Genomic DNA, 16,380 nt, shown 5'->3' with positions numbered 1-16,380 from the left:
CCGAGATTTCCCGTTCTCGTGCTCCGTCCTCAGACCGCGAGCGGCACCCGCCGGGGGAAGAGCAGCCGCGGCGCGACGGCCGCCGCCACGGTGGCGGCGGCCGAGCAGCCCCCGACGATCGACCAGGCCATCGGGCCCAGCGGCGTACAGCCGAAGAAGTGGCTGACCACCGGAGTCTCCACGATGGCGAACAGCGCGGCCGCCGAGGCCGCGCTGGTGATCAGCACCAGAGGGCTGTGCCAGTCGGTCAGATAGGTCTGGCCCAGCTGGGTGCCGACCAGCGCCGCGAGCCCCATGGTGCTCGCCCGCCGGGCCCGGCCCGTCATCCGCCCGCACTGCCAGGCCGCCGCGGCGCCCAGCGCGGTGGCACTGCCGCGCACCGCGAGGATACGGCCCAGATCGGAGCCGAACAGCGCCGATGACGGGCCGCCCATCAGCGGATCCTCACCGGACTTGGGCTCCCGGGCCCGGGCGAGGGCCACCGCGAGGGCGGGCAGCATGTCCGTCAGCAGATTCACCAGCAGCAGCTGACGGGTGCCCAGCGGCGCCCGCCCGGCCACCGCCGCGCCCAGGAGGGTGAAGGCGACCTCGCCCGCGTTCCCGCCGACCAGGATCGCCACCGCGTCGCGCACACTGCGCCACAGCGCCCTGCCCTCCCGGAGCGCGTCGAGGATCCGGGTGGGGTCCGGATCGGTGAGCACCAGGTCCGCCGCGGCGCGGGCCGAGGCCGAGCCATGCGCGGACAACCCGATGCCGATGTCCGCGAGGCGGATGGCGGCCGCGTCGTTCACCCCGTCCCCGGTCATGGCCACCACCTGTCCGGCCTGCCGCAGTGCTTGGACGATACGGACCTTGTGCTCGGGGGAGACCCGGGCGAAGACGCTGGTACGGGCGATCCGCTCGACCCGCTCGCCCTCGGGCAGGGTGTCCAGCTCCGCCCCGGTGAGCACCGGCTCGGCGTCCGCGATGCCCAGCTCCCGGGCGATGGCGACCGCCGTGGTCGGGTGGTCGCCGGTGACCATGGCGACGCGCACCCCGGCGCCCGTGAGCCGCTTGACGGTCTCGGCGGCGCCCGGCCGCGTGGTGTCGGCGATGGCGATGAAGCCCAGCAGGGTGAGCTCCCGGGCGAGCTCGGCCACTTCCGCCGCCGGCGTGTTGGACGCGGCGGGCCGGGCCTCGGCCACCGCCAGGACCCGCAGCCCGTCGGAGGCCAGCGAGTGGAGCAGGCGCTCGGTGGCGCTCCGCCGCTCCGGGGTCAGCGGCACGGTGTCGTCCGCCGCGCCCGGGCTCAGGGCGTACGCGCACCGGGCGAGCACGACCTCGGGCGCCCCCTTGACCGCCAGGCGCGGGCGCCCGGACCGCGTGCCCAGACACGCCGAGAATCCCCGGTTGGCCTCGAAGGGCAGCTCGGACACCGGGCGCCAGGCGCCGTCCCCTTCGCAGTGCGCCGCCGCCGCGTCGATGACGGCCTGGTCGGTGGCGTGGGCCAGCGCCCGCCCACCCTCCGGCTCGGGACACGCCCGGGCCGCCGTGCGCAGCAGCCGCTTGCCCAGCGCGCTGCGGGTGGGCAGCTCCTGGTCGTACCCGGCGACCCGGGCCACGGCCAGCCGCCCCTCGGTCAGCGTGCCGGTCTTGTCGAAGCAGACGACATCCACCCGGCCCAGGGCCTCCAGCACCCGCGCCGAGCGCGTCAGCACCCCACGGTGCGAGAGCCGGCGCGCCGCGGCGGACTGCGCTACCGTGGCCACCAGCGGCAGCCCCTCGGGCACGGCGGCCACCGCGATGGCCACTCCGGTGGACAGCGCCTCGCGCACCGGCACTCCGTGCACCAGTCCCAGCAGGGTGACGGCGGCACCGCCGAGACCGGTGGCGGGCAGTGCGACCTTGGTGAGCGCGGCCAGCCTGCCCTCGATCCCGACGGGGGCGGTGGCGTGCCCGGCCAGTTCGGCGGCGCGCCCGGCCTCGGTCTGCGCCCCGGCGGCCACGACCACGGCGTATCCGGTTCCGGCGAGCACCGTACAGCCCTGGTAGAGCATGCAGGACCGGTCCGCCAGATCGGCGCCCGGGGTGGCGGCCGGGTCCTTGGCGACCGGCCCGGACTCACCGGTCAGCCCGGCCTCGTCCAGCTCCAGCCGGTCGCTGACCAGCAGCCGGGCGTCGGCCGGTACGACGTCCGAGGGGCGCAGCGCGACGATGTCCCCGACCCGTAGCTCCTCGGTGGCCACCGTGCGCACCGGGGCGGTGGCCAGCCCCGCGAAGAACACCTCACGGTCCGCCGTCACCCCGTCCGCCAGGGACATCGCGGGCGCCCAGGCGACCAGCCGGCCGTTCATCCGCTCGCTCAGCAGCAGTGCGCGCAGCGAGCGCTCGGCACGGAGCCGCTGGGCGCCGCTGATCACCGCGTTGCCCGCCATCACACTGACGACGAGGATGGAGTCCACCCCGGACCCCACGGCCGCGGAGGCCGCCGCGCCGAGCGCCAGCACCGGGGTGAGCGGATCGTGCAGCTCCTCGCGCACCGCGTGTGCCAGCGAGGCGGCGTTCCGGGTCAGGGCCGCGAACCGGGCCGACGGGGCGGCGTTCCTGGCCAGCGCCGCGAACCGGGCCGGGCCGTGCCCCGCGGCACCGGGCGCCCCGGTCCGTACGGCCGTCCCGGCGGCCTTGTGCGCGGGCCGCGCCCCGGCGGCCCACACCGCCCCGGAAGCCCGCGCCGCGCCCGGGTCCCCGGAGCCCGTGCTACGCAACGCGCCCGAGCCGTCGGGCAGTTCGGTCCCGTTCTCCCGGAACGCGCGCAGCACGCTCAGGGTCTCCCGCGCCCCCAGGGCGTGCCAGTTGCCGCGGACGCGGGGCTCCGGTGCCGGGCGGCGCTCCACCCGGCGCGCCGCGCCGATCCCGCCGAGCACGGCCAGGAACGCCGCGCTGTACACCGGGGAGGTGGCGAGCCCAGCCACCGCGGGCCGGGTCCCCGCCGCGGCGATCAGGGCGCCGAGCACGGAGCCACCCATGGACAGCCGGGCCGACCGCCGGCTGACCGAGCGCGCGTCCTCCAGGGCCCGCAGGACACGCCAGGCGTGGAGCAGCCCCGGGCCACACAGCAGATCCGCCGACCAGCACACCCGGTCCGCACCGCGCGCCGTGACGGCCACGCCGAGATCCGCCGCGCCCAGTGCCTCGTCGTCCTCGCCACTGATCAGCAACACGCCGTGGCCCTCGAGCTGCAGCCGGCGCACCGTGTCGGGCAGCGACATGCCGAGCGGCAGCAGCTCATCGGCCCACGGAGCGATCTCGTCCGTGCTGGCATGGCTGGTGACCACCAGACGCCGGGCACCGGAGCGTGCCGCCACCACCAGGGCGTCGGCCAGCGGGTCGAGTTCACAGCCGATCCGGATCCGGGCCTGCCGCCGGCCGTCCTCGCCGCACAGCTCCGCGGTCAGGGCCAGCGGGCTGGCCGGGAGCGCCGCGGGGAGCTCGGAGGACCGCTCCAGCCGCCACCGGCCGTGGGTCCAGGGCCCCTCGCCGGACAGCTCCCGCAGCGTGCGGCGGTCCAGGACGGACTGCGCGGCGCTCCACGCCTCGGCCTCCCCCAGGTCCCCCACGGTGGTGACCGACAGCAGCCGGGGACGGCGGGCGCACAGCACCCGCGAGTCGATCAGCACCGCCGACACGCGGTCCAGCAGCCGCAGTGCGGTGCCGTCCATGGGCACCGCGCCGTCGCGCGCCAGCACATCGCCCAGCCGGGCGGCGAACGCCTCCCGGCCCATGGCGGCCGCCTTCGGCACGGTGGCCAGCAGCGCCTTGGCGGACCGCTCGGGGTCGCGGGTCCACGCCAGCAGCCCGCCCGCCCCGGCCAGCGAGGCCAGCGAGGTGTGGTCGACACAGGTCTCCACCGGCCCTGGAGGCAGCGGCGCGGGCCGGGCGGCGGGCGGGTGCGAGCGTGCCGGGAGCCCATCGCCGTCCGCCACCAACTCGGGCTCCCGGCGCTCCCATACGGCCTGTCGGCCGCGGATCTCGGCGAGTTGCAGCACACGCTGCAGCGCGTCCAGGGCGAGCGGGGCCTCACCCCTGGTCAGGGCGTGCACCACGGCGTTCGACACGCCGATCAGGGTGTCGGCGTGGGCACGGCCGAACCGGGACTCCAGCAGACCGCGCACCCGCGGCTGGAGCTCCGCCATCACGGCCGGGAGCCGCAGCGCGGGGGAGCGGGCGGGCCGCATCGCCACCCGCCGGATCGCGGCGGTCAGCAGCCCCAGGCAGTCGGCGGCGAGCGCGGTCGCGGCCAGCGTCGCCGGAGCGGAGGCGAACGGCGGCTGCGGACGGCCCGCCGGGAAGGTGTCCGCGTCCGTGCCCCGGGCCTCCTCGACGCGCTCGATCACCTCCAGCACATCGTCCGGACCGAGCCGGTCCTCGTCGAAGTCGACCAGGACCTGGCCCAGTGCCGCGTTCACCCCGGCCCAGTTGACGCCCGCCACCCGCCGCAGCGCGTCCTCAAGCTCCCGGACCAGCCGCTCATGGCCGTCCCCGTGGCCGGTCAGCCCGCGCACCTCCACATGCGCCCGGCCCGCCCGTGCCCACATGCTCCGGCCGCCGCGCCGGTCGCCGGTGTCCCGCAGGATGTCGTTGAGGTCCGCGAGCCGCAGCCGCAGACCGTTCATCGCGCGGGACGGCGCGGAGACCAGGCCCGTGAGCATCGTGATGGGCAGCACAGACTGCTCTCCCCTCGGTCCTGAACGCCGGGATCCAAAGATCGGCCTATGCTTACCTGAATCCGTCATAAAGTAATCAAAAGGACGTCTGGTGGAGGGAGGCCGCGATGCCGTGTCAGGCCCGCGACGAGCCGCGATCCTCCAGCCGGACCGGTGGCAGGAACTCGCTCAGCGGCGTGCGGTGCCACCAGTCCCCGGTGGCCCGCCGCTCCGCCCGGGTGGTGAAGCGGTAGAGGTACAGCCGCGCCCGCAGATGGGTGGGCGGCGTCCCCGGGAAGGGATTGGCCCGCAGCAGCCGCACCGTCGCCCGGTCGTTGACCAGCAGCTTGCCGATCAGCGGGGTGAACCAGGACCCGGCGTAGCCCGGTGAGAGCCCCGCGAACCACATCATCCAGTCCAGCCGCAGGTGGTACGGGGCGTACTGGCGCGGCAACCGCCGTACATCGCCCGGCTTGCCCCGGAACTCATAGTCCTTCCAGACCGTGTCCGGGGTGAGGACCGCGTCGTCGGTGCCCTGGATCACCACCTCCTGCCGGCCGCGGCTGACGCTGCCGAACGCCCCGTAGGTGTTGACCAGGTGCACCGGATTGAACGAGAAGTTCATCAGCTGACGGCCGGACAGCAGATTGCGGGCCGGCCAGTAGCTGAGCACCAGCACCAGGGCGGTGGCGGCCAGCACCACCACCTCGTACCAGACCGGCGGAGCGGCGAGGTCCGGCGGCCCGGGCAGTCCCAGCACATCGGCGGCCAGGCGCCCGTCGACCGCCGGGAGCGCCAGCAGGATCGTCAGCCAGTTGAGCCAGGCGAAGTTCCCCGAGGCCACCAGCCACAGCTGGGTGACCACCACGATCCCCGCGGCCACGCTCGCCACCGGCTGCGGGGTGAACAGCAGGACGGGCACGATCAGCTGCGCCACATGGTTGGCCGCCGCCTCCACCCGGTGCAGCGGCTTCGGCAGATGGTGGAAGTACCAGCTCAGCGGCCCCGGCATCGGCTGGGTCTCATGGTGGTAGTACAGACAGGTCAGGTCCCGCCAGCAGTGGTCCCCCCGGATCTTGATCAGCCCGGCGCCGAACTCCACCCGGAACAGCAGCCAGCGCGTCAGCCACAGGATGAGCACGGGCGGCGCGGTGTGCTCATTGCCCAGGAACACGGCGAGGAACCCCGACTCCAGCAGCAGGGACTCCCAACCGAAGCCGTACCACACCTGCCCCACGTTGACGATCGACAGATACAGCAGCCACAGCACCAGCCAGGCCACCATCGCGACCGCGAGCGGCGCCCGGTCCGCCGCCCCCACCAGCAGCGCCGCCGACAGCGCGGCCCCCAGCCAGGCACAGCAGGCGAAGAACCGGTCGGAGTAGTGCAGCTGGAACAGGCTGGGCGAGCGGCGGAACGGCACCTGCTCCAGGAAGCGCGGCACCGGCGTCAGCCCCCGCTCGCCGAGCAGCGCCCGCCCCTGCCGGGCCGCCACCAGAAAGGCGATCAGATAGACGGCGGCCAGCCCCCGTTGGAAGACCAGCCGGCTCAGCCAGTAGTCGGATGAGGTGAACCACTCCATGGGGGCCGCTCCCTGGGCCGGTGCGCCTTCGGCCTGCATATGTCCGGTACCACCTCCGACGGGTGCCCGTCATGGGCCCGGTCATACGGCGGACCGGGTTCATCCGGTAGGGGGCCTAGGGGGGTGATGGGTTAGGGGTTATCCGTGCCGTGCCCGGTCCGTAGCGTCAAAGCCCGGCATGGATCCGGAGGGAACCACCCAATGCTTCTTCTCGAGCACTGCCGCACCCCGCGAACAGCGATCACAGCGATCACAGCGATGGCACCGGCGACGGCGGCGGCGGTGGCCGCGCGGGCGCGGGCCGGGAGATCCGGATGACCGAGCGGCCGGTCCGGACATCCGGCGGGCGGCCCATCGGGATCCTCGGCACCGGCTCGTATCTCCCCGCCGAGACCGTGTCCAACGAGCTGGTGGCCGAGCGGGCGGGGGTGACCCCGGACTGGATCTCGGCGAAGACCGGGATCCACTGCCGCCGTTACGCCGCCGACCACGAGGCCACCTCCGATCTGGCCGTGGAGGCCGCCCGCGCCGCCCTCGCGGACGCCGGAATCCGCGCCGACCAGCTCGGCTGGATCGTGGTGGCCACCTCGACCCCCGATCACCCCCAGCCCGCCACCGCCTGTCTGGTGCAGCACCGGATCGGCGCGACCGGCGCCGCCGCCTTCGACCTCAACGCGGTCTGCAGCGGCTTTGTCTTCGCCCTGGTGACGGCGGCCGGGCTGCTGGCCGCCGGGTCCGGCGCCCCCGCCCGGCACGCCCTGGTGGTCGGCGCCGATGTCTACTCCAGGATCATCGACCGCGCCGACCGGCGTACCGCCGTGCTCTTCGGCGACGGCGCCGGGGCGGTGGTGCTGGGCCCGGTGCGCCCCGGCTACGGCCTCTGCGGGTCGCTGCTCACCAGCGACGGCGCGCTCCACGAGCTGATCCAGGTGGCGGCGGGCGGCAGCCGCGCCCCGGCGTCGGAGAAGACCCTCGCCGACGGGGGCCACTTCTTCCGGATGCGGGGCCGCGCGGTCAGCGAATACGTCCTGGCCGAGCTGCCGCGCGCGATAGGGCGCCTGCTGGCCGCGCACCGTACGGACCCCGCGAGCGTGGACCACTTCATTCCCCATCAGGCCAATGGTGTGCTGCTCGCCAAGGCGCTTCCGTACCTCGGACTGCCGCGGGCGCGCACTCATCTGACGGTGGCCGAGCACGGCAACACCAGCGCTGCCTCCATCCCGCTGGCGCTCGACGACGCCCGGCGGCAGGGCGTGTTCGGCGACGGGGAGTTGCTGCTGCTGGCCGGTTTCGGCGGCGGGATGTCGCTCGGCGCCGCGCTGCTCACATGGCAGGACGGGCGCCGCGGTCCGTGACCGGCCCAGGTCACATGGCAGGACGGCCACCGCGGTCCGTGACCAGCCCAAGGTCCAACCCCAGGTCCCAGCCAGCGAAGCGAAAGGACTCATCGGCATGGCACAGCGCTTCCCCACCGTCGCGGTGTTCGGGCTCGGCACCACCGGTCGCCACCTCGTGGACGCCCTGGTCCGCGGTGGCCGGCGGGTGATCGCCGTGGAGCGGGACGAACCTGCCCTGCGGCGCGGTCGGGCGGGGGTGGCCGCGCCGGAGTCCGCCGTCGAGTTCACCACCGACCCGGCCGCCGCGGCCCGGGCCGATCTGGTGATCGAGGCGGTCCCCGAACGGCTGGAGACCAAGCGCGGGCTGCTCGCCCGCGCCCACGCCGACTGCCCGCCGGACACGGTGTTCGCCACCACGACCACCGGGCTCCCGGTGACCGAGATCGCCGTGGGCTCCGGGCGGACCGACCGCACGGTGGGGCTGCACCTCTTCCCGCTGGGCCCCGATCGCGAGCAGCCGGCGGTGGAGGTGGTGGGCACCCCGCTCACCACGGACACGGTCCTGGCCGACGTCCGGGCACTCGTACGCGACCTGGGCCGGACCCCGGTGCGGGTGGCCGACCGGCCGGGCTTCATCGGCGGCGCGCTCACCATGGCGTACCTCAACAATGCGGTGGCCATGTACGAGCGGCGCTACGCCTCGCGCGACAGCATCGACACCGCCATGACCCTGGGCTGCGGACTGCCGATGGGGCCGCTGGCCCAGCTGGACGCCATGGGCCTGGACACCGTGCGGGACTCCCTGGAGGCGCTGTACGAGCGCACCGGCGATCCGCGGTACGCGCCGGCGCCCACCCTGGCCCATATGGTGACGGCCGGTCTGCTCGGGGTGAAGGCGGGCCGGGGCTTCTACGAGTACGGGGCGGGCGGCGCGGCGCGGGGCGGGGAGACGGACGGCCTGGGCGAGCCGGTGCCGGCCCGTGTGGTGCGGCGGATCGGGGTGGTGGGCTCGGGCACCATGGCCGTCGGGATCGCGGAGGTGTGCGCGCGCTCCGGCTATCCGACGGTGCTGGTGGCCCGGAGGGAGACGCGCGCGAAGGAGGCCACGGCCGCCGTGGAGCGCTCGCTTGAGCGCGGGGTCCGGCGCGGCAAGCTGGCGCCCGGGCTGCTCACCGAGGCGATGGGCCGGCTGACCGCGGGCTGCGAACCCCAGGCGCTCGGCGACTGCGATCTGGTGGTCGAGGCCGTGGCGGAGGACATCGACGTCAAGCGGGCCGTCTTCGCCGGCCTGGACCGGGTGTGCGCACCGGGCGCGGTGCTCGCCACCTCCACCTCCAGCCTGCCCGTCATCGAGTGCGCGATGGCGACGCGGCGGCCCGAGGACGTCATCGGGATGCACTTCTTCAACCCCGCCCCGGTGATGCGACTGGTCGAGGTGGTGCACACCGTGCTGACCTCCAAGGAGGCGCTTGGCACGGCGCATGCGATGGCCTCGGCGCTCGGCAAGCGCGCGGTGGACTGCCAGGACCGGGCCGGTTTCATCGTCAACGCCCTGCTCTTCCCCTATCTGAACAGCGCGGTGGCGATGCTCGAGGAGGGCTGGGCCACCGCCGATGACATCGACACGGTGATGGCGGCCGGGCAGGGCTATCCGATGGGCCCGCTGCGGCTGCTGGATGTGATCGGCCTGGACGTCTCGCTCGCCATCCAGCGCACTCTGCACGGCACCTTCCGGGATCCGGCCCTGGCCCCGGCCCGCCATCTCCGGCGGCTGGTCGAGGCGGGTCACCTGGGCCGCAAGGGCGGGAGGGGGCTGCACCTCCACGAGCGATAGCGGCGAGCGGGCGCATATGCCGTGGGGAAGCGCCCAACGGCGAGGTGTATGGCTTCGGAATTCATCGGCACGGGAATAGGGATGCCGACTCTCTGTCCGCTTTATGGCAGGAGAATTCTCGGTGAATCGCTTGCGGTTACCAACGGCAACAGACATAAGAACCGCATTGGCGATCAAAACGGGCAAATAAATGTTCGAAGCGCATCCCGCAGCCCCCTGCGTATGACCACTTCGTGTCGAAGTCAAGGATGTCGGAAGATTTCCCGGGTGTGGCTAGGGGGTCTCGTGTATGCTGGCGCCTCCGAACGAATGCCCACGTGAACGGGGGTAGCGCAGGGTTGTCAGGGTGTCGGTGCACTTCGGCTTCAACGTGTTGCCTCAGGTAGGGGCGTCCGCTCGCATCGCTTTTGTTGATCGTCGGGCGATCCCGCTCAGAATTGGTAATTCGTTAACGATGATTTTACGTGCGGCGATGGTGGCGTGACCGGTGGGCGTATAGCTTGCTGGAAGGCGTTCGGACTGCCGTGAGCAGTGCTTCGCGTCGCATTCGGGGGTGCGAGCAATGGTGTTTTCATCGGCCAGAGCTAGACAATTCGACGCGCAATTCGAGAGACTTCGGCGGGCGTTTTCCAGATGCCTGTCAGGGGAAGCGGGCATCGTGCTCGTCGAGGGCGCGGTCGGCTGCGGCAAGACCCATACGCTCGAAGCCGTCACGGCCCATGCGGCGAAGGCCGGAGCCCTCGTCCTCAAGGCATACGGGACCTCGGCCGACCGGGCCACGCTCGGCACACTGCGCCAACTCCTGGACTCGCCCCGGCTGCCCAAGGCGACCGCCGACCATCTGCGCCGGGCACTCGACCACGGCGCCCTCGATGCCGCGCCGCCCCGGGAAACCCCTGGTGGCGACGTTGTCGCTACGAACCCCACCCATGTCCAGGGAGCCCGGGAGTTCCGTGCCGCACTCCATGAACTCGCCTCCCGCGAACCGGTGGTGATCTGCGTCGACGAACTCCAGCTCGTCGATGCGGCGTCACTCCAGTACCTGCTTTACCTGGCGACCCGTTCGCGCTCCGCCAAACTCCTCATGGTGTTCGCCCAGGCGACGGACAGCGAACGACAGGACGCCGTCTTCAATACCGAACTGCTGCGCCAGCCCAATTTCCAGCGGCTGCGGCTGGAGCGGCTGTCCTGGGATGAGACGGCACATCTGCTCACCACCCGTCTGGGACTTCCGGATTCCACCGATGTGGCCTACAGCTGGTATGACGTGAGCGGCGGTAATCCGTTGTTGCTACGCGCGGTGATTGACGATTACCGCACCGCGGGAGCGCCTTCGCGGGGCGGTCGCGCAGTGGAGCCCGTAGTGGGCGACATGTTCGTACAGGCCGTGCTCACCTGTGTCTACCGCAGCGGGCGCACCGTCTCCCGGCTGGCCGAGGGCATCGCGGTGCTCGGGGCGTCCGTCTCCCTCGACCTCCTCGGCCGGCTGCTGCGCATCGGCCCCGCCGGCACCCGGCGCGGAGTCGCCGCGCTGGACGCGGCGGGCCTCGTCGACGGTCTGGCCTTCCGCCACCCGTCCGTCGAGGCCGCGGTGCTCGAGGACATGGACCCCGAGGTCCGGCTGGACATGAACCGGCGCGCCGCCGTGCTGCTGCACCAGGGCGGCGGGGCGACCCTCGCCGTGGCCCGCCATCTGCTCGCCGCCCAGGCCGCCGACGAGCCCTGGGCGGTGCCGCTGCTGCGGGACGCCGCGCAGCAGGCGCTCGCCGAGGACGACGCCAAGCTGGCGGTGGCCTGTCTGGAGCTGGCGTACGCGGCCTGCGCGGACGAGGAGTTGCGGGCCGGGATCAGGATCGGCACCGCCGGGATCATGTGGCGGCTGAACCCCTCGGCATCCGAGCGGATGCTGGAGGAGCCGCTGGCCGCGCTGTGCGCCGACCGGCTGCCCGCCTCCCACATCGGGCGGCTGATCGAGCTGTTGCTCGCCCACGGCCGGATCGAGGAGGCGCGCGGCGCCATCGGCCGGCTCAACGCCGTGATGAGCAGCGCGGGACCCGCCTCGATGTCCCAGTTCCGGCTGACCGCCCGCTGGGCCCAGGAGTCCGGTGCGCAGGACCGGCCCCCCGGGCCCGCGGTGCGCCAGGGCGAGGACGGCGGCGCCTCCCGTGCCCAGCTCAGATCCCGCAGGCCCTCCTCGCTGTCGACCATCACCGCGGCGTTCAGCGGCTTCTTCGGCCGCGGGGGGAGCGAGGAGTCGCCGGTGGCCGCGGCGGAGAAGGTGCTCGATGTCTCGCCGCTCACCGACGCCACCTTCGAGCCCATCGTCAACTCGGTGAACGCACTGGTGTACGCGGGCCGCCCGGACAAGGCGGCGCCGTGGTGCGATGCGCTGATGGAGGAGGCCGGACGGCGCCGGGCGCCGGGCTGGCGGGCCATCTTCGCCTCGATCCGGGCCGAAATCGCCCTGCGGCAGGGCAATCTGGTGGAGTCGGCGGCCTATGCGACCACAGCCCTGGAGATCGTGCCCGGCCGCGACGGAAGCGTCTTCATCGGCGGCCCCCTGGCCAGCCAGATCCTCGCGTACACGGAGATGGGCAAGCATGACGCGGCGGCGCGGCATCTGAGCCGCCCGGTACCCGAGGCGCTGTTCAAGAGCATCTACGGCCTTGGCTACACCCGCGCCCGCGGCCGCTACTACCTGGCCACCAACCGCATCAACGCGGCGCTCGGCGAGTTCCTGATGGCCGGCCGGCTGGCCCAGCTGTGGGAGCTCGACCAGCCGGCGCTGCTGCCCTGGCGCTCGGACGCCGCCGAGGCATGGCTGGAGCTCGGCGACCGGGAGAAGGCCGCCAACCTGGTCTCCGAGCAGCTGGCCAGGAACGGCGCCGGGGACTCCCGGGTCCGCGGCGTCTCCCTGCGGTTACTGGCCGCGGCGGGGGACATCGAGCACCGGTCCCGGCTGCTCGGCCAGGCCGTCGAGGAGCTGCAGTGCTCGGGCGACCGCCTGGAGCTGGCCCGGGCGCTGGACGATCTGGGCCGCACGCTGCGCGGATCCGGGGAGTTGGGGCGGGCCGACGCCATCATGGGCCGGGCCTGGCGGATGGCCAAGGAGTGTGGCGCCGAGGAGCTGTGCGCCAGGATCCGTCTCGACTCCGGTCTGGAGGCTCGCGATCCACGGCCGGTGGTGCGGCAGGTGTCGGGACCGCTCGGCCCGAAACCGGCGGTGCCGCCCTCCCTGGGCGGCAAGCTCAGCGAATCCGAGGCCCGGGTCGCCGCCCTTGCGGTGGACGGCTATACGAACCGGGAAATAGCCGCCAGCCTGTTCATCACCATCAGCACGGTGGAACAGCATTTGACGCGGGTGTACCGCAAGCTGAATATCAGGAGCCGGCAGCAGCTGCCGACCGCGCTCCGGGCCCAGGTGGACGAAATCGCCTGAGCGGGGACGGGCGATGTCCCGCGGAAGGGGTGGCCGCAAGCGGCCACCCCTGTTCCATGCCCACCCCTGATTACCCCCCTATCGCGGCGGCAGACCTGGAGCCCGAGCTGACCGCGTTGATAGCTTCTGGCCGCATGAAGGGCATAGTCCTCGCCGGAGGAAGCGGTACCCGACTGCATCCTTTGACACACGCGGTGTCGAAGCAGATCCTTCCCGTCTACAACAAACCGATGATCTATTACCCGCTGTCGGTCCTCATGCTCGGCGGCGTCAGGGAAATCCAGATCATCTCGACCCCGCTCCATGTGGAGCTGTTCCGCGCGCTTCTCGGCGACGGCGGCCGGCTGGGTCTCTCCATCGAGTACGCCGAGCAGCCGGAGGCCAATGGAATCGCAGAGGCATTCATCATCGGAGCCGAGTTCATCGGCGATGACCAGGTGGCGCTGGTCCTCGGCGACAACATCTTCCACGGACCCGGGTTTTCGAAGATGCTGCACCATGAGGCAAGCCAGGTCGACGGCTGTGTGCTCTTCGGCTACGGAGTCAAGGACCCCGAGCGCTATGGCGTCGGGGAAATGGATGAGCAGGGCCGGCTGATCTCCCTCGAGGAGAAGCCGGCCGCCCCCAAATCCAATCTGGCCGTCACCGGGCTGTATCTCTACGACAACGACGTCGTGGACATCGCCAAGAACGTGCAGCCCTCCGCGCGCGGAGAACTGGAGATCACCGACGTCAACCGCGTCTATCTGGAACGCGGAAAGGCAAGGTTGGTGGGGCTCGGCCGCGGATTCGCCTGGCTGGACACCGGAACCCATGACTCACTGCTCCAGGCGGGCCAGTATGTGCAGCTTCTGGAGCAGCGTCAGGGCGTGCGGATCGCCTGTCTCGAGGAAATAGCCTTCCGCATGGGGTTCATCGACGCCGCCGCCTGCTATGAGCTCGGTGCGGAGCTCAGCAAGACGGACTACGGACAATATTTGATGGATATCGCGGCCACCAACCGCTGAAGGGTTGTCTCCAGTGCGCATAGTTGTGACCGGCGGCGCGGGCTTCATCGGCTCCCACTTCGTCCGGCAGACCCTGACAGGGGCGTACGCGGCCTGGGCGGACGCCCAGGTCGTGGTGGTCGACAAGCTCACCTACGCGGGCAACGAGGCCAACCTTGCCGAGGTCGCCGACACCCCCCGACTGCGCTTCGTCCGCGGTGACATCTGCGACGGCGAGCTCGTCGGCCAGCTGCTGCGGGACACCGATCTGGTGGTCCACTTCGCCGCGGAATCGCATGTCGACCGCTCGATATCCGGCTCCGAGGAATTCGTGCGCACCAATGTCCTGGGCACCCACACCCTCCTCAACGCGGCCGCGAACGCGGAGGTCGGGAAGTTCATCCACATCTCCACGGACGAGGTCTACGGCTCCATCGAAAGCGGCTCCTGGAGCGAGACGGAACCACTCGAACCCAACTCGCCGTATTCCGCCTCCAAGGCGTCCTCCGATCTGCTGGCCCGGGCCTTCCACCGCACCCATGGACTGCCCGTCTGTGTGACCCGCTGCTCCAATAACTACGGCCCGTACCAGCACCCCGAGAAGGTCATTCCGCTCTTCATCACCAACCTCATGGACGGCCGACCGGTGCCGCTCTACGGTGACGGCGGGAACGTCCGGGACTGGCTGCATGTGGACGACCACTGCCGCGGAATCGCCCTGGTCGCGGAGAACGGCCGCCCGGGAGAGGTCTACAACATCGGCGGCGGCACCGAACTCACCAATCTGGACCTCACCGAACGGCTGCTGGAACTGCTCGGCGCCGACCGCTCCCTGATCGAGCGGGTGCCCGACCGCAAGGGCCATGACCGCCGATACTCGGTGGACATCACGAAAATCTCCACGGAACTCGGCTACCGTCCCGAGATGTCGTTGGAGAACGGCCTCGAGGAAACCGCCAAGTGGTACCTGACGCACCGCGGTTGGTGGGAACCGCTCAAGAAGAGGTGACCACCCCTACACCCGGGGTTAGGGGTGGACGCGGTTAGGGGTGGTTGAGCCGACTCCCGCCCCATACCGTCGACTTCCGGATCATGGTCAGTCCAGTCGCGTCGTAATCTCAACTGAGAGAAGAGTCTGAGGTCGTGATGTCGGAGAACTCCCTGATGCGTGACGGGCACATCGCGGTCGTCGGTATGGCATGTCGCGTGCCGGGCGCATCGACCCCGGATGAGTTCCGGCAGCTGCTGCGCAATGGAGAGAGTGCCATCACCCAGATCCCGGCGGACCGGTATGCCGATGAGCTCCGGGAGGCCGGTATTCGATTCGGCGGGTTCGTCGAAACGGCGGCCGAGTTCGATCCGGAGTTCTTCGGGATTTCACCCCGAGAGGCACGGGCGATGGACCCCCAGCAGCGGCTCGCGCTGGAACTGTGCTGGGAGGCCCTGGAAAACGCCGGCCTCGTCCCCGCGCGACTCGAGGGCAGCCGCACCGGCGTCTTCATCGGCGCCATCGCAGACGACTACGCGGCACTGGTCCACCGCGGCGAACCCGCCGCCATCACCCAGCACACCCTCACCGGCCTCAACCGCGGCATCATCGCCAACCGGGTCTCCTACGCCCTCGGGCTGCGCGGCCCGAGCGTCGCCGTGGACACCGGGCAGTCCTCGTCCCTGGCCGCGGTGCACCTGGCCTGCGAGAGCCTGCGGCGCGGGGAGACCGAGACCGCCGTCGCGGGCGGCGTCCAGCTCAACCTCGCCCCCGACGGCTTCATCGCCGCCTCCCGGTTCGGCGCGCTCTCCCCGGACGGCCGTTCCTACACCTTCGACGCCCGCGCCAACGGCTATGTGCGCGGTGAGGGCGGCGGCCTCGTCGTGCTCAAGCGGCTCCCGGACGCGCTGCGCGACGGCGACCCCGTGCTGGGCGTCATCCGCGGCTCCGACGCCAACAACGACGGCGGCGGCGACAGCCTCACCACCCCCGCGGTCCACGGGCAGGTGGCCATGCTGCGCGCCGCCTACGAGCGCGCCGGGGTCGACCCCGCCCGGGTCCAGTACGTCGAACTCCACGGCACCGGCACCAAGGTCGGCGACCCGGTCGAGGCCGCGGCGCTGGGCGCGGTCCTGGGCACCGGCCGGGCGGACGGCGCGCCCCTGCGGGTCGGCTCCGCCAAGACGAACGTGGGCCACCTCGAAGGCGCGGCCGGAATCACCGGCCTCATCAAGACGGTGCTCTCGCTCGCCCACCGCGAGCTCTTCCCGAGCCTCAACCACGAGACGCCGAGCCCCGAGATCCCCCTGGACGCCCTGGGCCTGACGGTCCAGACCGCACTCGACACCTGGGCTCCGGAGACGGGCGCCCCACGGCTCGCGGGTGTCAGCTCGTTCGGCATGGGCGGCACCAATGTGCACATGGTGCTGGAAGAGGCACCCGCGACGCTGGGGGAGGCACTAGCCGACGAACCGGCCGCGGAGCGGCCGACGGCCCTCGACACGGTGCCGTGGGTGGTGTCAGGGCGTACT

General features: G+C 72.1%; 9 protein-coding genes. 7 read left to right on the top strand and 2 right to left on the bottom strand.

Annotation, left to right across the window (positions count from 1 at the left end; all coding sequences use genetic code 11):
- Window positions 1-29: 29 nt before the first annotated feature.
- Both VT50_RS11790 and VT50_RS11785 read right to left on the bottom strand, forming a co-directional pair.
- Window positions 30-4,703, bottom strand: coding sequence for a cation-translocating P-type ATPase (locus VT50_RS11790; protein ID WP_240529134.1), 4,674 nt, complete (start codon window positions 4,701-4,703; stop codon window positions 30-32).
- A gap of 115 nt (window positions 4,704-4,818) precedes the next feature.
- A complete protein-coding gene (locus VT50_RS11785; RefSeq protein WP_046090340.1) occupies window positions 4,819-6,264 on the bottom strand; it encodes a lipase maturation factor family protein in 1,446 nt (481 codons plus the stop codon).
- 314 nt (window positions 6,265-6,578) lie between these two features.
- Here VT50_RS11785 and VT50_RS11780 point away from each other — a divergent pair, with 314 nt between their 5' ends.
- The 7 genes from VT50_RS11780 to VT50_RS11755 form a co-directional block, all read left to right on the top strand.
- Window positions 6,579-7,619, top strand: a complete 1,041-nt coding sequence (locus VT50_RS11780; protein ID WP_046090339.1) for a 3-oxoacyl-ACP synthase III family protein — start codon at window positions 6,579-6,581, stop codon at window positions 7,617-7,619.
- A 97-nt stretch (window positions 7,620-7,716) separates the two neighbouring features.
- Window positions 7,717-9,435, top strand: a complete 1,719-nt coding sequence (locus tag VT50_RS11775) for a 3-hydroxyacyl-CoA dehydrogenase family protein (protein ID WP_046090338.1) — start codon at window positions 7,717-7,719, stop codon at window positions 9,433-9,435.
- Window positions 9,436-9,781: 346 nt separating this feature from the next.
- Window positions 9,782-9,919 (top strand): hypothetical protein, encoded by a 138-nt coding sequence (locus tag VT50_RS39285; RefSeq protein ID WP_158083201.1) that lies wholly within the window; start codon window positions 9,782-9,784, stop codon window positions 9,917-9,919.
- 78 nt (window positions 9,920-9,997) lie between these two features.
- Window positions 9,998-12,874 (top strand): helix-turn-helix transcriptional regulator, encoded by a 2,877-nt coding sequence (locus VT50_RS11770; protein ID WP_046090337.1) that lies wholly within the window; start codon window positions 9,998-10,000, stop codon window positions 12,872-12,874.
- A 134-nt stretch (window positions 12,875-13,008) separates the two neighbouring features.
- Window positions 13,009-13,881, top strand: coding sequence for a glucose-1-phosphate thymidylyltransferase RfbA (gene rfbA, locus VT50_RS11765; RefSeq protein ID WP_046090336.1), 873 nt, complete (start codon window positions 13,009-13,011; stop codon window positions 13,879-13,881).
- Between the two features lie 13 nt (window positions 13,882-13,894).
- Window positions 13,895-14,869, top strand: coding sequence for a dTDP-glucose 4,6-dehydratase (gene rfbB, locus VT50_RS11760; RefSeq protein WP_046090335.1), 975 nt, complete (start codon window positions 13,895-13,897; stop codon window positions 14,867-14,869).
- 137 nt (window positions 14,870-15,006) lie between these two features.
- Window positions 15,007-16,380, top strand: a 1,374-nt coding sequence (locus VT50_RS11755) for a beta-ketoacyl [acyl carrier protein] synthase domain-containing protein (protein WP_143645210.1), incomplete at its 3' end; no start/stop codon positions are given.

This window comes from Streptomyces antioxidans (genome assembly GCF_000968685.2).
Lineage (GTDB): Bacteria > Actinomycetota > Actinomycetes > Streptomycetales > Streptomycetaceae > Streptomyces > Streptomyces antioxidans.
This window is presented reverse-complemented; position numbering and strand designations above follow the sequence as displayed.